Below are 17,743 nucleotides of genomic sequence, written 5' to 3' on the forward strand. Positions count from 1 at the left end.
GGGCTTGAGCACCGGGATAATCAGGAAGTTCTTCGAGTCGGCTTCAGAGGTGCTTGACGTTGTGGGTATGCAGGGAGGCGGTGAGGCCACACACGCCTTCATGTTAGCATCGCTCGCGATCATCGTCTTGACTTCATTCACGTCGAGCTGGTGCGTCGTGTTTCTCACGTTCATCGCCTCAACCACCTTGTTGCTCGCCACGAACAACTTGAGGAAGCACTTAAGGAGGGCTGCGTCAGCGCTTGTGTACGTACTGGCGTTCTCCCTAGTAGCTCTATCGCGCATTCTTTTTGAAGGCTCCGCACCCCTCTACCTGCTTTACGTGCTGAGGGCCACGAGCGCGGCGAGCTTCCTGCTGGCGATGACGGCCGTCCTTGGATGGAAGGGGTTGGCTGACTTCCTCAGCAAGCTTAGGCTAGGTGGAATCGCGTTAACTTTGGTTGTGTGTGTTGGGTTGATCCCGACGCTGCTGAGGGACGCCTCCAGGGCGTTGTTGGGCAGGGAGGCACGCATCCTGAGGAGGCCAGGACTTAAGGACCTACCTGCGTACGCTGCGGTGGTCGGCGACCTGCTCGTAAGAGGTAGTGAGAGGGGTGGGAGAACGCTCTTGGCCTTGAACGCCAGAACGCTCACCGCAGCGTACGGAGCGTCAAGTCAAGGCGGGCGGTGGGGGATCACGAAGCTCGACGCGCTCGCGCTGCTCATAGCCCTTGCTGAGGCACTCATTCATGTTGCGGGGGACGTCACGCCTTGGTAGCTAGACTTCAGTTGAGGGGTGTGTGGTTCAGGTACTCCAGGAACGAGGACTACGTCCTCAGGGGCGTTGACCTGGAGTTACGGGATTCCGAACTAGCGGTCATAACGGGGCCTAACGGATCCGGTAAAACCACCCTAATCCTCGTGGCCGCGGGGCTCCTGAAGCCCGAAGCCGGTGAGGTCCTGCTTGACGGGAGGTCAATATATGATCAACTACCGCTGGCTAGGAGGAGGATCGGCGTGACCTTCCAGAACCCTGATGACCAGTTCTTCAACGCTACGGTGTACGACGAAATCGCGTTCGCACTGAGACAGCTCGAGGGCGATGAGGGGGTGATTAGAGAGCGAGTCGCGGAAGTCGCACGCAGGTTGAGAGTGGAGCACCTACTGAGTAGACCGCCGTACAGGCTAAGCGGTGGGGAGAAGACTAAGGTCGCGTTGGCCGCTGTGCTGATCTACAATCCGGAAATACTCCTCCTAGACGAGCCGACAGCCTACCTCACAAGAGAAAGCAAGGAGGAAGTACTCAGGGCGCTGAAGGATCTAAAGTGCTTGGGGAGGGCCGTGGCGATAACGACGAACGACCCTGAGGTAGCTAGACTCCCCGCAGACAAAACCTACACGCTAGCGAACGGCATGCTTTACCAAGCTTGAGAAGAGTGTGGTCAATCATGTTCTGTAGTTTTAACGGTGCGGTCCGTTACAGCCTGTAGCCTGCCTGGATACGAGACACCCGGTCGCGTGGGTAATCAGGTTTTATTATCTATGGTTGTATGTTTATTCGGGGCCCGTGGCCTAGCCAGGATAAGGCGCCGGCCTGCGGAGCCGGAGACCCCGGGTTCAAATCCCGGCGGGCCCGCATTCCTTATAAACGCTTTCAATTCTGTCTCACTATTAGCTTCCGGGTTTGATGAATCTGTGGTCGTGCAGACTTATTAACTGACATAAGTACCAGTCATTGTGATAAGTCGTTGCTCTTTGATTTAGCTCCTAAGACTTCTAGGAGGGATTTATATGTTTGATGAAGAGCTTAAAAGTCTCCATATGGGATATGAGAACGCCAGGCTTGTGGCTCTCGTGGGGCCTCGTAGGGCTGGGAAGACTAGCCTGATCCTCTCGTTTCTAGACGAGTATAGTATTCCCCACATGTTCGTTGATTGCTGGGCAGTCCCGCTTTCGGAATACGGGGTTTCTTTCAGGAGGTTTGCGGAGGACCTCTCAAGCGCTGTTAACGCGTTTCTAGGCAAGCACGAGAGATTCGCAAGTAGGTTGCTGGGCTTCCTGAAGGGTGTTAATGGGGTTGAGGTCGATGCTTCTGTTGTCAAGATTTTCCTGAGGTGGAGGAGGGAGAGGTTCAGCGTTGCCGCTCTTTTAGAGAGGTTGAACACGTTCGCTGGGCATCTATCGACGCCTCCGGCACCTGAGTTAATGAGGGGGAATCAGAACGCTGGCAGGCGAGGCAGTTCCGGAGGTCTAAGTTGGCACTACTTGGACTCAAAGCCGCTGAGGGTAGTCCACGCCCTGAGTAGGAAGCACTTCTGTAGCCACCGCTAGAGACTCGATCTCAAAGTGAGTCCAGCGACATACAGGATATGCCAAAGGCGTTTCAAGCTATGCAAGCACCTAAGCAGAACCCGCTGGCAACAAGTTCGGCTTTTTAGGCTGTGAAACCGACTAACGCCTGGGTGCGGTGGCTTGAAGGTCTTGGTGCTGTCGGACGTCCACGGCAACGCCGACGCGTTGCACTCAGTGCTTGAGGACGCTGGGGGGTGGGACTACATCTGGTTCCTAGGCGACTTAGTTGACTACGGCCCCGAGCCCCACGTAGTCATCGACTCAATCAGGGGTTTAAGACCTGAGGTAATCGTCATGGGGAACCACGACCACGCCGTAGTGACTAACGGCGACTGCATGTGCGCCCCCGAAATGCGCGAGCTTAGTGAGTACACGCGGCTCAACATCTCCCGCAGACTCCTCAGCGAGGAGCAGGTCAAGTGGCTGAGCACCGCTCCCAGGACGCGCGAGGTCTCCGCGGGCGGGCTGAGGGTCTACGTGGCCCACGGGTCGCCTAGGAACCCGCTTTACGGATATTTAAAGCCCACCCTAACCGCTGAGGAGTTGAGGCTCGCCTTAACCCCTAGCCAGGTCGCCCTCAGGCCCAGACCGGTGAACGCCGACGTAGTCCTCACAGGACACACCCACATCCCCACCGACATTAAGGTGGACTCAATAAGGGTGCTGAACCCCGGGAGCGTCGGCCAGCCGAGGGACGGGGATCCGAGAGCTTCGTACATGATGATCGACGCAGACGGGTGGAGTGTGGAGGTCCGCAGGGTCAAGTACGACGTCACGAAGGTGGTCAGAAAGCTGAGGACGCTGAACCTAGAGGCCAAGTACGTCGCGTGGATTGAGGATATTCTGAGAAATGGTAGGATCACGACACGTTAGCCTTCAGAGCACTCCTGAGACGTCCAATATTGCGTACCGCATGACGCTGAAGACGATGCTATGGAGGTATGTTTTTGATGCGTTAGACTATGTAGTCTTCACACTTCTCTATTATCTCCACATACTTTAGCCCGTGGTCGGGTATTATGACTACCACATCGCCGTCGGCGATTAACCCATCATTGATTGCTCTCCTCGTTGCGCTAACTACGGCGCCTCCGCTGAGACCTATCATTATCCCATCCCCTCTTGCCACGTTGATAACCCCCTCCAACGCATCCTCGAGGGTTACATCATATATTTTATCCACCCTAACCAGATGCACCCATTTCATCCCCGTCTCAATCCTCCTGATGCCAGGTATTATGGACCCTGGAGTCGGCTGGGCGCCGATGATCCTCACACGGTCTCCATATCTGTTCTTCATATAGTGGGAGATCCCTGAGAGATGTCCTGAGGTGCCAAGCCCACTCACCACGGCGGTCAGCCTTAAGCCGGCCTCCCTCGCCTGAAGCTCTATCTCCTTGGCGGTATACCTTAGGTGGGCTTCGAAGTTCAAGTCATTCTCAAACTGATTTAAGTTGAGGGCTCCGTTCCTCAAGGCGTCCTCCCTAACGTCCTCAATCATTTCAACGGTTATAGAGGCCCTCCCCCTAATTACCTCAGCCCCCAGCAACCTGAATATATAATCCACACACTGCTGAGCTGTTGAAGGTACGTAGAGTCGGGTCTTCAGTCCGTAGTTGTTTGAGAGACCAGCTAATGCCAACCCAGTGTTGGTTGAGGTGGCTTCATAGAGCTTCTTTAAGCCACTGGATCTCCTCAGGGTCTCCCTCAACATGTACCAAGCAATCCTATCCTTAATACTACAACTGAAGGGATTATACCATTCGAGCTTAGCCCAGACCCTGAGGGAGTTGTTTGACATGCTCTTCAGGAGCACTAGTGGCGTGGGCCAGTTTCTGTACAGCAGCTCCTCAGTACTCATGAAGACGCGCGCGGGCGGAGGACTTAACTCATCGTAGAAGCCCAGGGACTCCAACGGTGTGAACAAGGATCCCTCAACATCCTCAGAACCTGCCTTCACCACGGGCACGTAAGTGCAGCCAAGCCTCCTGAGGACATCGCATAACGCATTGCCCTCAACGACGTTGTTCAATGAGTCAACCATGATCGCACCCTTCACACCGCCCGTCCTCAGGATATCCCCTGACATCTCCAAGAACTTCTTGAAATCCACTTCACTACACTTCATGGAATCAAGTCGGACGAGCCTCGCACCCATGCGGACCACCTTTAATAACACTATTATAATGTTTTTAATAAATAATACAGTTATTAAAGGGAGAGGAGAATGGGAAAACGCTTCGATCTTCTTGAGATGTTCTCAAGGCAGCTCATAGTCAGGGAGGTAGGAGTTAACGGCCAGTTGAGACTCCTTGAAAGCAGGGTCGCTGTGATTGGGTGTGGGGCCACGGGAACCGCGACAGTGGAACTACTTGTGAGGGCTGGGATCGGCTACGTGAGGATAATCGATAGAGATATTGTGGAATTAAGTAATATATCACGTTCGCACCTCCACACAGTGGAAGATGCCATGGAAGCGAAACCGAAGGCTCTCAGTTGTGCTGAGAAATTAATGAAGATCAACCCATATGCGAGGATTGATTATGTTGTAAGTGAAGTCAACCCACGAAATATAGAGGATCTAGTTAAGGATGTGGACATTATAGTTGACGGAACAGACAACATGATGACTAGGTACCTGATAAATGACGCGTCCCTTAAGCTTAGTAAGCCGTGGGTTATGCAGGGAGCCAGCACTTGGTACGGACAAGTAATCCTAATAAGGCCTCGAGTTACTGCCTGCCTTAGATGTCTAATGCCTGAGCCGCCGCCGGAGGTAGGCAATGCCTGTAGTATCTTAGGAACGATGAATACAACCATTTCGCTGATTACCTCAATATCGGCTAACGAAGTCATTAAGCATATTTTAGGGCTGAGCTCAGGTGGTGAGTTAATATATGTTGACGCACTGAGGAATCAAGTAACTAAGTTTAGATTAGTTAGGAATCCCTCATGCCCTGCCTGCTCACAAAACAAGTTGGAATTCATCACATCTCAGGAGTTTATAAGGGTTAAGAGAGTGTGGGTCCCACGCGGTTCAAGTGTATCCTGAAAAACCCGTAAATATAAACACGTGCAACGTTCAAGGGCTAAGTACTCAATCACCATGTGTTAAAGTAGTTTTGACGACGCCATATCTGCTGAAGGCACTTGTAGAAGACTATGAAGTAGTGTTATTCAATGATGGCCGGGCAATAATAAATGGATTGACGGATGGAGAACTAGCTATGAGGATATACAACGAGTTAATGAAAAACCTGTTCACGACTAACTCTAAGGCGACTCACTGTGGTTTATGAGGTCCTCGATTTAAGAGGCATCCCATGTCCAGAGCCTCTCATAAGAGTGGTGAGAGTAATTGACACACTAAGCATTGGATGCTCATTAAGGGTTCTGCTAGATAACATGGATTGCGTTAAGCTAATTAAGGAAGCTGTAGAAGGGTTTGAATTAGGGTCTGTAGAGACTATACCTGAAGGCAATAGCTTCATACTAATTATAAAGGTCGGGGACCGTGAAACATAAGCACTAACTCTCAAGGGTTACACTTCTTGATCCTAGCTAATAACGCATTGCCTTCTAGCCCTCTAAGAATTTCCAATACGTATCCCTTCTTCTTTAAGATAATCCTAAGCACGTCAGGAGGTAGAATATCCTTGTAAAATACTATTTCGAAATCGTTAAGTTTTTCGTTGATCAGCTTCATTAACTTGATTACAGGGTCGCCCGTACATCCACCAACCTTATCGCTACGTAGGTCGAAAATTCGTTCTTCATCCATCTGACTTACCTATTGACTCCTTAAATTGTCTCCCATATATTCTCTTAATGAGTTCTTCCTCCTCAACGGCCTGTCTCTCCTCGACTGTCAAGTCTGAAGGCAGCCACTCAGGCATATTGCCCACCGTGGTGTAGTAAGCCCTCACAGCCCTCTTAAGGGCTCCCACAGCAAGTATGCTGCAGTGGTACTTTATTGGTGGCAGACCACCTAACCTGTCAGAGATGTCTTTCCACTTGATACTCCAAGCCTCTCTCAAGGTCTTCCCAATTATTAAGTCTGTAAGTATGCTTGCAGCTGCTATGTTGGCAGCGCATCCATAACTCTCGAACGTTGCTTTCTCTACAACTTCTTTGTCATTTATCCTCAGGTAGAGCTTTATGACGTCGCCGCACGCAGGGCTGCCTGCCACTGACTGAACCGTCGGATTCTCCAAGGGTCCGACATTCTTCGGATTTCTAAAGTGCTTAAGCACTTCCGGCGAGTATGGAAGCGGGATTCGCGAACTCACTTGTCTTGCCTCCATATAACACTGTTATTTCGATAGTTATAAACTTTCTTAGGGGTTAGTGGGCTGATCTTCCTAAGCCTCTCAACGGACTTAGGCAGTACCTCAAGTGCGTACGTTATGTCGTCCTCCCTGTGATATCTTGACACCTTAAACAGTATGCTTCCATGAGCTAACTCATACTCTCTCCCGATGGCTAGGAGGACGTGGCTGGGTTCGAGGAACCTTGAACTACATGCGCTGCCGCTCGAGACATAGACCCCGTAGTGGCTGAGCTCGACAGTGAGTGCCTCACCCTCCACATACCTGAACGAGACATTCACGTTGTCAGGGGCTCTCCTATCGCCCAGAGGCCCGTTAACTATGACTTCACTGACCGAGCTCAAGATTCCTGTCATCAACTTATCCCTTAACCTGGTCATGTAGCTCACATTTTCCTCGAACTCGGTGAGCATCAACTCCACCGCCTTCTTGAAACCGGCTATCAGGGGAATTAATTCAACACCAGGCCAGAGCTTCTCAACGCTTAGCTGCCCCCTTACTATGGGCTCAACCCTAACGCCTTCCCCGATGTAGAGTAACCCGACCCCTCGGGGACCGTGTATCTTGTGGCTGCTTAAGGTCATCATATCAACGCCTAACTCCTTCAGGTTAACCTTTACCCTTCCGTAAGCACTGCTGGCGTCGGTGTGGATAACCGCTTCAGGACTACCGTCCCTAACTATATCCACTAAGTCCCTTAACCTTTGAATAGTCCCTATTTCGTGATTGACTAGCTGGATGCTTACTAGCGCAGTATCCCTATCCACGTAGTACTTGAGGATTTCGGGGTCGACGGAACCCTCACCATCTACCGGAACCCTCACCACCTTCAGTCCGAAGAGCTCCCCAATGAATTCTGCAGCAAATATGACGCTCAAGTGCTCGATGGATGAAACCAGTATCTTCTTACCTTTCAGTCTCTCCCTGTTAGCTATGACGTAGCCTTGTATGGCTAAGTTATTAGCCTCGGTGCCGCTGTGCGTGAAGATGAAGCCCTCTGGATCACCGACCTCGACAGTTTTCGACACAAGCTCCTTAGCCTCCATAAGGAGATCTAGGGCCTCCCAGCCCGGCTTATGCGTTATCGCTGGATGGCCGTAGCCATACTTATTGAAGAAGGGCACCATAGCCTCAACTACTTCGTCAGGCACATAGCCAGAGTTCTCCAGGTCGAAATAGACCTCCCTCGGCGGCGTGCTGTGTTCCCTCAGTAGCTCCTTAATCGTATTGTTGTATCACCAATAACAAATTTATAGAGGGAGTTATTAAGCGGAATCCCCAGCCTCAGTATGTTCCTTATCAATAACTAATTTATTTACTGTGAAACAATTAGATTATTGTCAGGTGTTGCACGATGCTAAGCCCGGAGGTTATAAGGAGGGATTTCCCCCTCCTTACTAAGAGGAGGATTGTTTACTTCGACAACGCCGCCACGTCTCAGAAACCCATTCACGTCATTGAGGCCATGAAAAACTTCTACGAAAATGTCAACAGTAACGTGCACAGGGGCATCCACAGTCTCTCGATGGAGGCAAGCAGGATGTATGAGGAAGCTCACGAGATTGTGAGGGGCTTCATAGGAGCGAGGTACTTCGAGGAGATAGTGTTCACAGGCGGTGCTACCCAATCCCTCAACATGGCTGCCTACATGCTCGCTCCGATGCTGAACCCTGGGGATAATATCGTGATCTCCATAATGGAGCACCACAGTAACATGCTCCCCTGGATCCAGATCTCCAAGCTCAGAGGGGCTGAACTCAGGGTTGTCGGATTAGGTGAGGACTACACCATAGACTATGAGAAACTGACTGAATTGGTGGATGAGAGGACGAGAGTTATAGCACTCAGCCACATGAGCAACGTGTTAGGGACCATAGTAGACGTAAAGACGGTTTCCAAGCTAGCGCGGGAGAATGAGTCATTTCTTGTCGTGGATGGGGCGCAGAGCGTGCCCCACATACCCGTTTCAGTCAGAGACCTCGATGCGGACTTCCTGGCTTTCAGCGGACATAAGATGTTGGGGCCTACTGGAATAGGGGTCCTCTACATTAGGAAGGAGATTCAGGAGCTTTTAAAGCCGTTCTTCACAGGCGGCGGCACCGTTGAGAGCGTGGTGTTTGAAGACGGTGTGTTTGAAGTGAAACTCCTGAACATGCCGTGGAACCTGGAGGCAGGCACCCCCAACATAGCCGGGGCGATCGGCTTAAGTGAGGCAGTTAAGTATCTCCTCAAGGTAGGGATGGAGAATGTGACCCTCCATGAGAAGGTCCTCATTGCCCACACCCTCAAGCAAGTCAGCAACGATGACCTATTAAGCAGGCACGTCAGAATATATGGACCATCTGACCTAGATGTGAGGGGCGGCATCATTGCGTTCAACGTGGACGATGTGAACCCTAATCTGGTCGCGTCATTCCTGGACGCCCACAGCATAGCTGTTAGGAGTGGGTATCATTGTGCCCAACCACTCCACAAGTACGTGGGAGCGAAGCTGGGTACCGTCAGGGTGAGTTACTACATCTACAACACTGAGGAGGAAGTGAACTCAATGCTTGAGGCGTTACGCGAGTTTATGAAAAACAATTAAGCGGTATCTAGTTGCGAATCAAGGATAGTGGTAATCATCACGTGGAGGTACGCACAGGGTGTTCTGGTTGAGGGAGTTCGTCGAATCGTCTTTTTATATCGTCTTCTTATATAGTCTTGCGGAGTAATTATGACTTGGTGCACTTCATTGTTAAATGGTGTTAGGGATTCGTTCCCAGCGATCAGCAGGTTCAAGGCTTACCTAAACACCGCCTCAGTCGGTCTGATGCCCTCGAGCGTCCGCAGACTCCTCAACGACTTGCTGGATGCAGCCGCCCAAGAGTCCGGGGTTGAGGAGCTCCTCGAGGACTACGTGGTCCGCGGGAGGCGGGAGTTAGCCAGGCTTGTGGGCGCCGAACCGAGGGAGATAGCCTTCACCGTGCAGACGACTGAGGGTCTGAAGAGCCTCCTCAGGTCCCTCAGACTGGGGAACGGGGATGCTGTGGTGGGTTTCGACCTGGACTTCCCCACAATCACCTCCATTCTCGAATCCCTCTGCAGGGTCAGGGGTTGCGGGATCAGGATCGTGGGTGGCGGCGGGGTCCACAGGGCCGAGGACTTGAGGAGGGTTATGGACGGGAGTGTTAGGGCGGTCGTGATGTCCTCCGTTCAGTGGGTGTCTGGGTGGAGGATGAACTTGAGGGAGGCCGCCGACATCGCCCACGAGCACGGCGCCCTCCTCATAGTCGATGGCGTGCAGCACGTGGGCGCGCTACGGGTTGACGTTCGTAAGGACGGGGTTGACGCCCTGTGCGTCGGCGGTGAGAAGTGGATGCTTAACCCCTACGTGGGGTCCGGCTTCATGTACGTGAGGGCTGAGTTGCTTGAGGACCTAGACCCCTACCCTTACGGGATACTCAACAGGGAGGAGCCTGAAGGGGGTTGGGGCTCCTACTGGCCGGACCCCGACAAGAACGTGTGGGCCCTCCCGCCGGTCTCCAAGCACGCGTTGAAGTTTGAGTGGGGCGGTGGGAAGCCCTACATGCTGATCGCCGCCCTATACGAGGCAGCCCGGTTCATCAACAACGTCGGGATCGAGAGCATAGAGGAGCACGTGATGTGCCTCAAGAAGTATCTCCACGACGCACTGCTGGGTGAGGGCTACGAGATATATGGCTACAGTGAGGACCGGAGGCACTGGTCGGGAATAACTCTAGTCAAAACCGGGCTGAGCGAGAGGGAGGAGCGTGAGGCGGTCAGAGCGCTCGGCGGGAAGGGGGTTGCGGTGTCCCACAGAGGCGCGTCGGGGATCTCCGGAATCAGGGTATCCACACACCTATACAACACTAAAGAGGATGTGGACACCCTACTAGAGGAGCTTAAGAAGCTCAAGCACGCCAGTTAGGGGTCGTCACGGCTAAAACTCCTGCGGTGAAGCTTGGGACGGTGTGTTAGCGCAGGGCTTAACCCGTGCCTGAGGTCCTCACCATTGCCTCAGCCATTTCCCTGACGACCCTGCCGGGGTTCTCAGCCTTCATGACTGCGGACGCAAGCAGTACCCCCTGCGTCCCCAGCCTCACGGCCGCGGCCGCGTCATCTCCTGCGGTTATGCCAGCGCCGGTCAGAATCACCACCTCCTCGTTCAGGCGCCTGACCTTGTCAACGGTGTTCCTCACTATCTCCGGCTTAGCCTTGGAGACAGGTATCCCCGTCCCTATGAGCTCCGGAGGCTCCACAGCAAGCATCTCTGGCCTCAGGATCGATGCGGCGGCCGCGACCTCCGGTGTGTCAGCGCAGACCAAAGTCCTCAGGCCCAGCCTCCGGGCCCTCCCGAGAATCAGGTTTATCTCGTCGAGCCGCAGCCTCCTCTCACTGTGGTTCAACATGACGCCTGCTGCCCCAGCCTCCCTAACCATCTCAGGGGTCACGTGCCCCGTGTAAGCCCCCTCCTCAACAGGGTCCACATGCTGGGCGAACACCCTGCTGTAGGTCACTGAATTAGCGATCCTGAGTATCTCCGTGACCGGCGGTAGCAGAATCACCTCGACCAGGCCTGGGTAGTCCTTAGCCACCTCGTCGGCCTCCCTTGCAATCCTGACGGCGCTCGAGCCGTAGGAGGTCCTGTAGGTCTTGAAGTTTATCGCCAGAACGTACTTCACGCTGACCACCTGTTAAGGCGGGGCCTCCGCACCAACTTCGGCCTCCTAGTCCCCTTCCTTGCTTGTGAGGAGGGATGTAGCGACCTTAGGCTTCTTGACTTCGTAGGCCTTCTCCACAAAGAACCTGTCCTTAAGCTTCTCCAGGACTGACGGCAGCGTCGTGTACTCCATCTCCTCAGGGCCCAGCCTGTGTGGCATGAAGGGTCCGTGCCTCCTCATGTAGTCGGCCACCTGCTGGGCGGTCCTGCGTGATTCGTCGAACGCCACGTCGTCGAAGAGGTCTGCCGGCCCGACGAGCTTGGCGTTCTTGACCTGGAAGCCCAGCGCCAACACGCGCGGGGGTCCGTCGAACCTGGTGCACTTGGCGTGCCTCTGAGAGACAGGCATCAGGGGACCGTGGTGCGAGCCCCTCATCCATCCGGCGACGAGGTGCGGGAATGCGAAGGGCTCTAGGACCTCGCCAACCGCTGGGAACCCTGACTGTGCCCTGACGATTGCCACCGGGTCGTCCTTCCCGACGTACCTGCCGGCCATGAGGCTCAGCCTCTCAACACTCACGACCGCCGCTATCTCATCGTCGGGCTTCCTGTAGACCCTCCTGACAATGAACCTTCCGGGAGTCCCTATTAGCGCGAGTATGTCGTATGATTCCTCAGGCGCTGAGAGCATGACGGCCTTACTCTCGAACACGTCGAAGACCTCGAACCTGAACCCGTTGTGAAGTTTAGGGTCGATCACGAGGCCTGCCGTGTTGAACGGGTCTGCGAAGACTCGATACATGGGGAGGTTGAACGCGCCAGGCTCCGTCTTATCAGCCATGAAGATCACTATGGGTTCGGACGGCCTCTCAACGAACTCCATCTCCGCGACGCCGGGGCCCAGCCCCCTCACATTACCTGAGAAAGCCTCGCTCAGCAGGTCCTGCCCCGCTGCGTAGAGCCCTAACTCCTTAGCGATTGCGGCAGCCTCCTTGAACGCGTTCCAGGCGAGCTCATGTATCTCCGGCGCGTCAACCCCTTTCCTGTGCGTCATTACGAGTTGGAGATCGTCGCCCACGTTCGTGACGTAAAAGTCCGCTATCAACCCTCTCGACTTAGCTTCAGCGAGCACCCTCGTTGCCACGGCTATGGTGTCAGGGTGGACTACATGGTGCCCCGCGAGGGAGCCTATGTCGGCCTTAATAACTGAGACGGTTGTCCTTTCTTGAGACATATCAATTACCTCAATAGTTAGTGCTACGGGAACTTTTAAGCTTGCGTCGCTGGGTGAAGCCCTGCAGGGCCTAACCCGTCTCCTGCGGCAGTCCCTCGCCCCAGTTCGTGACTACATTGTTTATCGTCTTAAGCGCTATCAACTCACTCAGCAGGTAGGTCAGGGCGGTCTCGATGGAGATCCTGCCGGACTTAATGCTGCCAACCAGCGTCTCCAACCCCCTAGTGAACTCGACGCTCGTAAGCAACTCGTACCTGTCCTGAATGAATTTAAGCACCTCAAAGCCGGTCTTAGTCGGTATTAGGAACTGCCTCCTCTTGGAGAGGATCACGTACCCGTGCCTAACGTTATTCTCGACCGCCTTAGCGTATGTGCTCGGCCTACCTATCCCGTGGTCCTTCATCATCCTCACCACGTCGGCGGCTGTGAGGGGCGGCACTCTAGAGGTTTTAACCACGTCAACACTGAGCGGCCTGACGACGTGCTTCGCGGCGGCGGTCAGGTCCTCGTAGGTCCTTACCGGAGCAACCCTTGTGAAGCCCTCCGACAGCACCTTAAGCGGCACCTCAACCCTCACCTGGTTCCCCCCTAGGAGGGCGTTGAGCCTCGCGTAGAGTATCCTAGAGGGCCTTAACTGACTCGCTACGAAGCGCTTAAACACCATCTGGTAGGCCCTTCTGTGCAGGTACGTCAGGTTGTTCATGAAGAGGAACTCGCTCTCGTCGAGGCTCTCAAGGGGTTTGGTCGGCCTGATGCATTCATGGATCCCCTCACCCCCCCATGGTCTAGGGGTGAATAGGTTGAGGAGACCCGCCTTCTCAACGTAGTCCCTCGCCACCTCGATCCCCACCCCCGAGACGTGGGTGCTGTCCGTCCTGTGGTATGTTATGTGCCCTGATTCGAACAGCTCTTGAGCGATCTTCATAGCGGCCGTCGGCGACACCCTCAACTCACGCACCATGTCCGTAAGCAGGGTGTCGGTGGTGTAGGGTGGTGGTGGGTTGACCTCCCTCTCGTAGGTTTCAAGGACTTCGAGGGTCACGCCGGACTCCTCAACATCCCTCGCCGCCTTCTCCGCTCCCTCACGGCTTGGCGTGAAGTAGCTGATCTTAAGGCCGTTGGGTAGCTGAACCTTAACCAGGAAGCCTTTAGAGCTCTCGTACTCCAGGTACCTCTCAACAACCCACCTGAGGACGGGGGTCTGCACCCTACCGCCGCCCAACCAGTGCTTGGCGAGGCCTTCCTGAAGTATCTTACTTAACTCAAAGCCTATGAGTCTATCGTCAACCCTCCTAACTACCTGAGCGCTGACCCTCAGCAGGTCCACGTCCCTCGGGCTGTTTAGGGCCTTCATGAGGGCCTGCCTAGTGATCTCGTGGAACTCAACCCTCTTAACCCTGCTGTTAACGGGCTTGAGGACCGTGTAGAGGTCGTAGGCTATCTTCTCACCCTCGTCATCGGGGTCGGTGGCTATGTAGACCTCGTCGACCTCCCTGGCTATCTTCTTCAGCGCCTCCAACACCTTCCTGCTGTCCCTAACCCTCACAGACCCGCATCTCGGGCACGTCTGAGACTCCTCAGTGAACTGATGGCCGCAGCCAGCACACCTCTTTATGGTTGTGTAGATGGGGTGTATGGCCGAGCCCTTCAAAACCACGCCGTGGAGGCCCTCGTCAGTGACGAGGTCCAGGACGTGACCCATGCTCGGAGCGACCGTGGCTAGGTAGACCTTACCGTCGTACGCTATGACAGTCTCGTACATCACGTAGTTCCCGACGAACCTCTTCCCAGGGGTGCCGAACATCCTGGCTATTGTTCTGGCCTTAGTGGGGGACTCAACCACCATGAGCACGGACTTAATCCTGTCCAGAACTGACTCCCCAACCCCACCCAACCTACTCAGGGCTTGATCGCTCGCAACGCGCTCCAGGTCAACGTCGCCGAGCCTGACCGGGGAGTAGCTCGGTAGTAGGTAGTGCAGCTTACGCTGGAAGATCCTCAGCAGGTCCTCATCCTCGTAGAGCAGTATTGAAAGCCCTAGAGTCATGTGGCCGCCGTAGAGGCGGCTGCTGCGGCCGGACGCCTGCAGGTAAGTCATCACGTCCGGCAGCAGGACGGCGGTCCTCCCGCCGGCGCGCTTAATGACGCAGAAGCTCAGGCTGAGTCTCCCACCGCCCCTCTCCAGCAGCTCGTTGATGCGTCCCTCAACCCTCTCCTTAGCCTTAAGGACTTCCAGACTCAACTCTCTTAGGAAGCCCTCCAGCTCCAGACCCCCCCTCAGACCTTGGGAGAGGACCTTAAGGGCTCCGGGCCTCAGCGACGATATTCTGGCGACTAACTGCCTGTCCTCCTCTCCGATGGCGTATCCGTGGGCGGGCAACTCCCTGACAACCCTGACTAACGTAAGGGGGTTGAGGAGCGTTGATTCCAGATCCATGTCGAACTTAGGCAACCCGTAGAAAACGGTGTTGTATATGTGGAGGGGCTCGTCCAGACCGCGGGTCAGTATGCCGTAGTAGGTTGAAACCCCGACAAGCGCGTCGACCCTCCCGTCCCTAAGCTTCTCGAGAGCCCTCCTACTCCCGGCGAGCAACGCTTTGACGCCGGCGCTCGACAGGCTGGCGGCCAGCTCCCTCGCCTTCCCAACCCCCAAGTCCTTGCTGACGAATAGGAGGGTCCCTCTATGTAGCCTCCTAACAAGGTCCTCAACCCTCACGGAACTCAAGGGCTCCACAACCTCGACCATGTTCCTCAGGTAGTCGGTTATGGAGCCTACCTCAAACCCCAGGAGCTCGCGGAGGATCTTCACCCTCTCGCTCCTCCCCCTACCCGTAGCGCTGGCTATGAGGATCTGCCCCATGCCCACGTAGTTGAGGCTCCTACTCAGGTTCAGCTCCAGCTCGCTCACGGTGTTGAGTAGCTCGCGGGCCTTCTCAACGTTGCCCGCATATCTGAAGTACATCATCTCCCTCTTAGCTTGAACGAGCTTCTGAGCGATTTTAATCGATTCCTCGGACACCCCTACCAGGTTGAGTATCGTGTTCATCAGCGTGGATGACTTAAGCAGCGCGTCGAAATCGTCGACCACCACCAAGCCGTACCTAGAACCGCTGAGGGATGCCTTCCTCCTGTGGAGGAAGGCGTGGGTGAGCACGTCAACCCTGCCTTCAGGCAGCGGGACCCCCGACTTAAGGGCCTCGGAGTCGTTCACCTGCACGCCCCCAACCCTAAATTCCCTGAGTGACCGTAAGGTCTGCTCTGCCAGGTACTTAGTGGGGACTATGTAGAGGGCCGGCCTACCTCTGGAGGCCACGTAGAGGGAGTAGACCTGCAGTAAGGTCGACTTACCGACCCCTGTAGGGGCTATGAGGGCGAAGGACTCGCCGGTCAGGACCCTCTTCATCCACGTTTTCTGCACACTCCATAACGTCTTACCACCGGAGGCGGCTGTGAAGAACTCGCTAAACCTGCTGAGCTCCTCCCTGAGGAGTCCAGCGTTTATTACATCACGCTCACCATCAAGCCTGGTCAGCACAAGAGAATTGAGGAAGGACTCGCTGGAGACACTGATACTCAACATCATTCAGCCTGATAGTAATCTCCATGCTTTAAATAACCTTAAAAGCATGGAGTCCTATAACTAGAAAGGGCGAGTAATGGAAGTTCTCAGAAGCGATGAGTTAAGGGCTGCAGACATCAACTCAATCTTCTGGGGCGTCAGCACTCAACTACTCATGGAGAACGCCGGCGCCGGCGTCGCCAGGGTGGTTAGGGAGATGACGGGCGGTGTTGCGGGGAGGGTCGCAGTCGTTGCGGGGGTCGGTGGTAAGGCAGGGGATTCCTTCGTCATGGCTAGGCATCTGGCCGGTGACGGTTATGAGGTTCAGGTCTTCCTGGTCTCAAGGCTCATCAAGCACGAGGACGCCAGGTCGAACTTGGAGATCCTTAGGGACCAGGCTAACGTGGTGATCCGCGACTACAGCCCCGGCATGCTCTTCAGCGCGGACGTAGTGGTTGACGGGCTGCTGGGTATAGGGGTTAAGGGCGCGCCCAGAGACCTCTACGCTGAAGCCATTAAGTCGATAAACAACTCAGGCGGGCTCAAGGTAGCTATCGACGTCCCTTCAGGGCTAGACCCGGACACCGGCGAGGCCCCCGGGGACGTCGTCAGGGCTGACGCCACAGTCACTCTAGTAGCGCCTAAGCCAGGCCTTCTGAAGGCGCCGGGGGTTGTTGGAAGGTTGATAGTGGTCAACATAGGGATCCCGCCCAACGCCTTCAGGGCCGTGGGTCCCGGGGACGTGGAGGTATGGTTCAGGAAGAAGGACTTTAAAGCTAAGAAGGGTGAGGGCGGCAAGGTCCTGGTTGTGACAGGCTCGAGGGATTATGTGGGCGCTCCCTGGCTGACCGCCCTCGGCGCCTGGGCCGCGGGTGCTGACCTAGTATACCTGGCCGCGCCTGAGTACGTCCTTGAGTCCAGGTTCTCCCCCGAGGTGATAGGGGTTCCCTTGAGTGGTGACTACCTCACTAGGGACCACGTGATCGAGGTGATGGAGCTGGTGAGAAGGGTTGACGTGGTGGCGTCGGGGCCAGGGCTTACGGTGAGTGAGGGCGTCAGGGGCTTCGTGGAGGAGCTGGTTAAAGCCGTTAGGGCGTGCGGTAAGGCGCTTGTTCTGGACGCTGACGCGCTGAAGGTAATTAGGGCCGGGGAGTTGGAGGGCTTGAAGGCCGTCATAACGCCCCACCTAGGGGAGGCGGCTAAGCTCCTCGGCATGGACGCCGAGAAAATGAGGGCCTTCGAAGACACGGTGGATGCGAGGATCGCCATAGCCAGGGATGTTGTGGGGCGCTACAGGGCGACACTGCTCCTCAAAGGGTATGTGGACGTGATAATGGCTCCGGACGGCAGGGTTAAGAGGAGGATGGGCGTCGGGCATCAGGACATGAGTTGCGGGGGGACCGGCGACGTGCTGACCGGCATCACCGCCACGTCCCTGGCCAGGTCAGGGGACCCCTTCAGAGCGGCTTCGGCAGCAGCCTTCATAAACGCCGTCGCCGGCGAGCTCGCCTACCTCATCGACGGGAGGTCGTCGCCCACCAACATACTTAAGTACGTTCCGCAGGTCGTGAGGGACCCGCTTAAAATGGCTTTAAAGGTTAAGGAGATGAGGGTTCGGGGCGAGTGAA

The 17,743-nt window shown here is 55.1% G+C and carries 16 protein-coding genes and 1 tRNA gene; 10 read left to right on the top strand and 7 right to left on the bottom strand.

Annotated features, from left to right (window positions below; translation table 11 throughout):
* Positions 1-4 precede the first annotated feature (4 nt).
* From QW772_00195 to QW772_00215, 5 genes are all read left to right on the top strand, one after another.
* Positions 5-757 carry a hypothetical protein gene (locus QW772_00195; protein MEM0037346.1) on the top strand — a complete coding sequence of 251 codons (753 nt, stop codon included), beginning with the start codon at positions 5-7 and terminating at the stop codon, positions 755-757.
* Positions 751-1,410 carry an ABC transporter ATP-binding protein gene (locus QW772_00200; protein ID MEM0037347.1) on the top strand — a complete coding sequence of 220 codons (660 nt, stop codon included), beginning with the start codon at positions 751-753 and terminating at the stop codon, positions 1,408-1,410. The genes QW772_00195 and QW772_00200 overlap by 7 nt, the downstream gene beginning before the upstream one ends.
* 130 nt (positions 1,411-1,540) lie before the next feature.
* A tRNA-Arg gene (locus QW772_00205) sits at positions 1,541-1,615 on the top strand.
* Between the two features lie 185 nt (positions 1,616-1,800).
* Positions 1,801-2,310: a hypothetical protein gene (locus QW772_00210; GenBank protein ID MEM0037348.1), complete on the top strand. Its 510-nt coding sequence runs from the start codon at positions 1,801-1,803 to the stop codon at positions 2,308-2,310.
* 141 nt (positions 2,311-2,451) lie between these two features.
* Positions 2,452-3,204, top strand: coding sequence for a metallophosphoesterase family protein (locus tag QW772_00215; GenBank protein ID MEM0037349.1), 753 nt, complete (start codon positions 2,452-2,454; stop codon positions 3,202-3,204).
* 82 nt (positions 3,205-3,286) lie between these two features.
* On the opposite strand, the gene QW772_00220 is transcribed toward QW772_00215, so the two are convergent.
* Positions 3,287-4,489 carry a pyridoxal-phosphate dependent enzyme gene (locus QW772_00220; GenBank protein ID MEM0037350.1) on the bottom strand — a complete coding sequence of 401 codons (1,203 nt, stop codon included), beginning with the start codon at positions 4,487-4,489 and terminating at the stop codon, positions 3,287-3,289.
* Between the two features lie 69 nt (positions 4,490-4,558).
* Between QW772_00220 and QW772_00225 the strand changes: the two genes are divergently transcribed.
* Together QW772_00225 and QW772_00230 are read left to right on the top strand one after the other, a co-directional pair.
* Positions 4,559-5,383 carry a HesA/MoeB/ThiF family protein gene (locus QW772_00225; GenBank protein ID MEM0037351.1) on the top strand — a complete coding sequence of 275 codons (825 nt, stop codon included), beginning with the start codon at positions 4,559-4,561 and terminating at the stop codon, positions 5,381-5,383.
* A gap of 236 nt (positions 5,384-5,619) precedes the next feature.
* Positions 5,620-5,856, top strand: coding sequence for a sulfurtransferase TusA family protein (locus QW772_00230; GenBank protein ID MEM0037352.1), 237 nt, complete (start codon positions 5,620-5,622; stop codon positions 5,854-5,856).
* A 10-nt stretch (positions 5,857-5,866) separates the two neighbouring features.
* Here the strand turns inward: QW772_00230 and QW772_00235 are convergent, their stop codons facing one another.
* The 3 genes from QW772_00235 to QW772_00245 are packed head-to-tail and all read right to left on the bottom strand — an operon-like array spanning position 5,867 to position 7,882.
* A complete protein-coding gene (locus tag QW772_00235) occupies positions 5,867-6,112 on the bottom strand; it encodes a hypothetical protein (GenBank protein ID MEM0037353.1) in 246 nt (81 codons plus the stop codon).
* On the bottom strand, positions 6,105-6,635 hold the full coding sequence (locus QW772_00240; protein MEM0037354.1) for an iron-sulfur cluster assembly scaffold protein: 531 nt from the start codon (positions 6,633-6,635) through the stop codon (positions 6,105-6,107). The genes QW772_00235 and QW772_00240 overlap by 8 nt, the downstream gene beginning before the upstream one ends.
* Positions 6,617-7,882 carry a cysteine desulfurase family protein gene (locus QW772_00245; protein ID MEM0037355.1) on the bottom strand — a complete coding sequence of 422 codons (1,266 nt, stop codon included), beginning with the start codon at positions 7,880-7,882 and terminating at the stop codon, positions 6,617-6,619. The genes QW772_00240 and QW772_00245 overlap by 19 nt, the downstream gene beginning before the upstream one ends.
* 131 nt (positions 7,883-8,013) lie before the next feature.
* Between QW772_00245 and QW772_00250 the strand changes: the two genes are divergently transcribed.
* Positions 8,014-9,246 carry a cysteine desulfurase gene (locus tag QW772_00250; protein ID MEM0037356.1) on the top strand — a complete coding sequence of 411 codons (1,233 nt, stop codon included), beginning with the start codon at positions 8,014-8,016 and terminating at the stop codon, positions 9,244-9,246.
* A gap of 147 nt (positions 9,247-9,393) precedes the next feature.
* Complete coding sequence (locus QW772_00255) at positions 9,394-10,590, top strand: aminotransferase class V-fold PLP-dependent enzyme (GenBank protein ID MEM0037357.1); 1,197 nt, start codon at positions 9,394-9,396, stop codon at positions 10,588-10,590.
* 58 nt (positions 10,591-10,648) lie between these two features.
* Here QW772_00255 and tpiA read toward each other — a convergent pair whose 3' ends face one another.
* The 3 genes from tpiA to rgy all read right to left on the bottom strand — a co-directional run bounded on the left by tpiA (position 10,649) and on the right by rgy (position 16,139).
* The gene (gene tpiA / locus QW772_00260; GenBank protein MEM0037358.1) at positions 10,649-11,344 is read right to left on the bottom strand and encodes a triose-phosphate isomerase; all 696 of its coding nucleotides are present in this window, start codon (positions 11,342-11,344) and stop codon (positions 10,649-10,651) included.
* Between the two features lie 45 nt (positions 11,345-11,389).
* Entirely contained in the window at positions 11,390-12,556 is a 1,167-nt protein-coding gene (gene fbp / locus QW772_00265) for a fructose-1,6-bisphosphate aldolase/phosphatase (GenBank protein ID MEM0037359.1), read from the bottom strand.
* A gap of 70 nt (positions 12,557-12,626) precedes the next feature.
* Positions 12,627-16,139, bottom strand: a complete 3,513-nt coding sequence (gene rgy, locus QW772_00270) for a reverse gyrase (GenBank protein MEM0037360.1) — start codon at positions 16,137-16,139, stop codon at positions 12,627-12,629.
* Between the two features lie 73 nt (positions 16,140-16,212).
* Between rgy and QW772_00275 the strand changes: the two genes are divergently transcribed.
* Entirely contained in the window at positions 16,213-17,742 is a 1,530-nt protein-coding gene (locus QW772_00275; protein MEM0037361.1) for an NAD(P)H-hydrate dehydratase, read from the top strand.
* Position 17,743 lies beyond the last annotated feature (1 nt).

It is taken from the genome of Zestosphaera sp. (genome assembly GCA_038727705.1).
Classification (GTDB): Archaea; Thermoproteota; Thermoprotei_A; order Sulfolobales; family NBVN01; genus Zestomicrobium.

Bases quoted from the DNA above. Each gene is read 5' to 3' on its own strand.
- QW772_00210 (MEM0037348.1), top strand. From the start codon at position 1,801: ATGGGATATGAGAACGCCAGGCTTGTGGCTCTCGTGGGGCCTCGTAGG.
- rgy (MEM0037360.1), bottom strand. From the start codon at position 16,139: ATGATGTTGAGTATCAGTGTCTCCAGCGAGTCCTTCCTCAATTCTCTT.
- QW772_00220 (MEM0037350.1), bottom strand. From the start codon at position 4,489: ATGGGTGCGAGGCTCGTCCGACTTGATTCCATGAAGTGTAGTGAAGTG.
- QW772_00235 (MEM0037353.1), bottom strand. From the start codon at position 6,112: ATGGATGAAGAACGAATTTTCGACCTACGTAGCGATAAGGTTGGTGGA.
- QW772_00225 (MEM0037351.1), top strand. From the start codon at position 4,559: ATGGGAAAACGCTTCGATCTTCTTGAGATGTTCTCAAGGCAGCTCATA.
- fbp (MEM0037359.1), bottom strand. From the start codon at position 12,556: ATGTCTCAAGAAAGGACAACCGTCTCAGTTATTAAGGCCGACATAGGC.
- QW772_00250 (MEM0037356.1), top strand. From the start codon at position 8,014: ATGCTAAGCCCGGAGGTTATAAGGAGGGATTTCCCCCTCCTTACTAAG.
- QW772_00275 (MEM0037361.1), top strand. From the start codon at position 16,213: ATGGAAGTTCTCAGAAGCGATGAGTTAAGGGCTGCAGACATCAACTCA.
- QW772_00240 (MEM0037354.1), bottom strand. From the start codon at position 6,635: ATGGAGGCAAGACAAGTGAGTTCGCGAATCCCGCTTCCATACTCGCCG.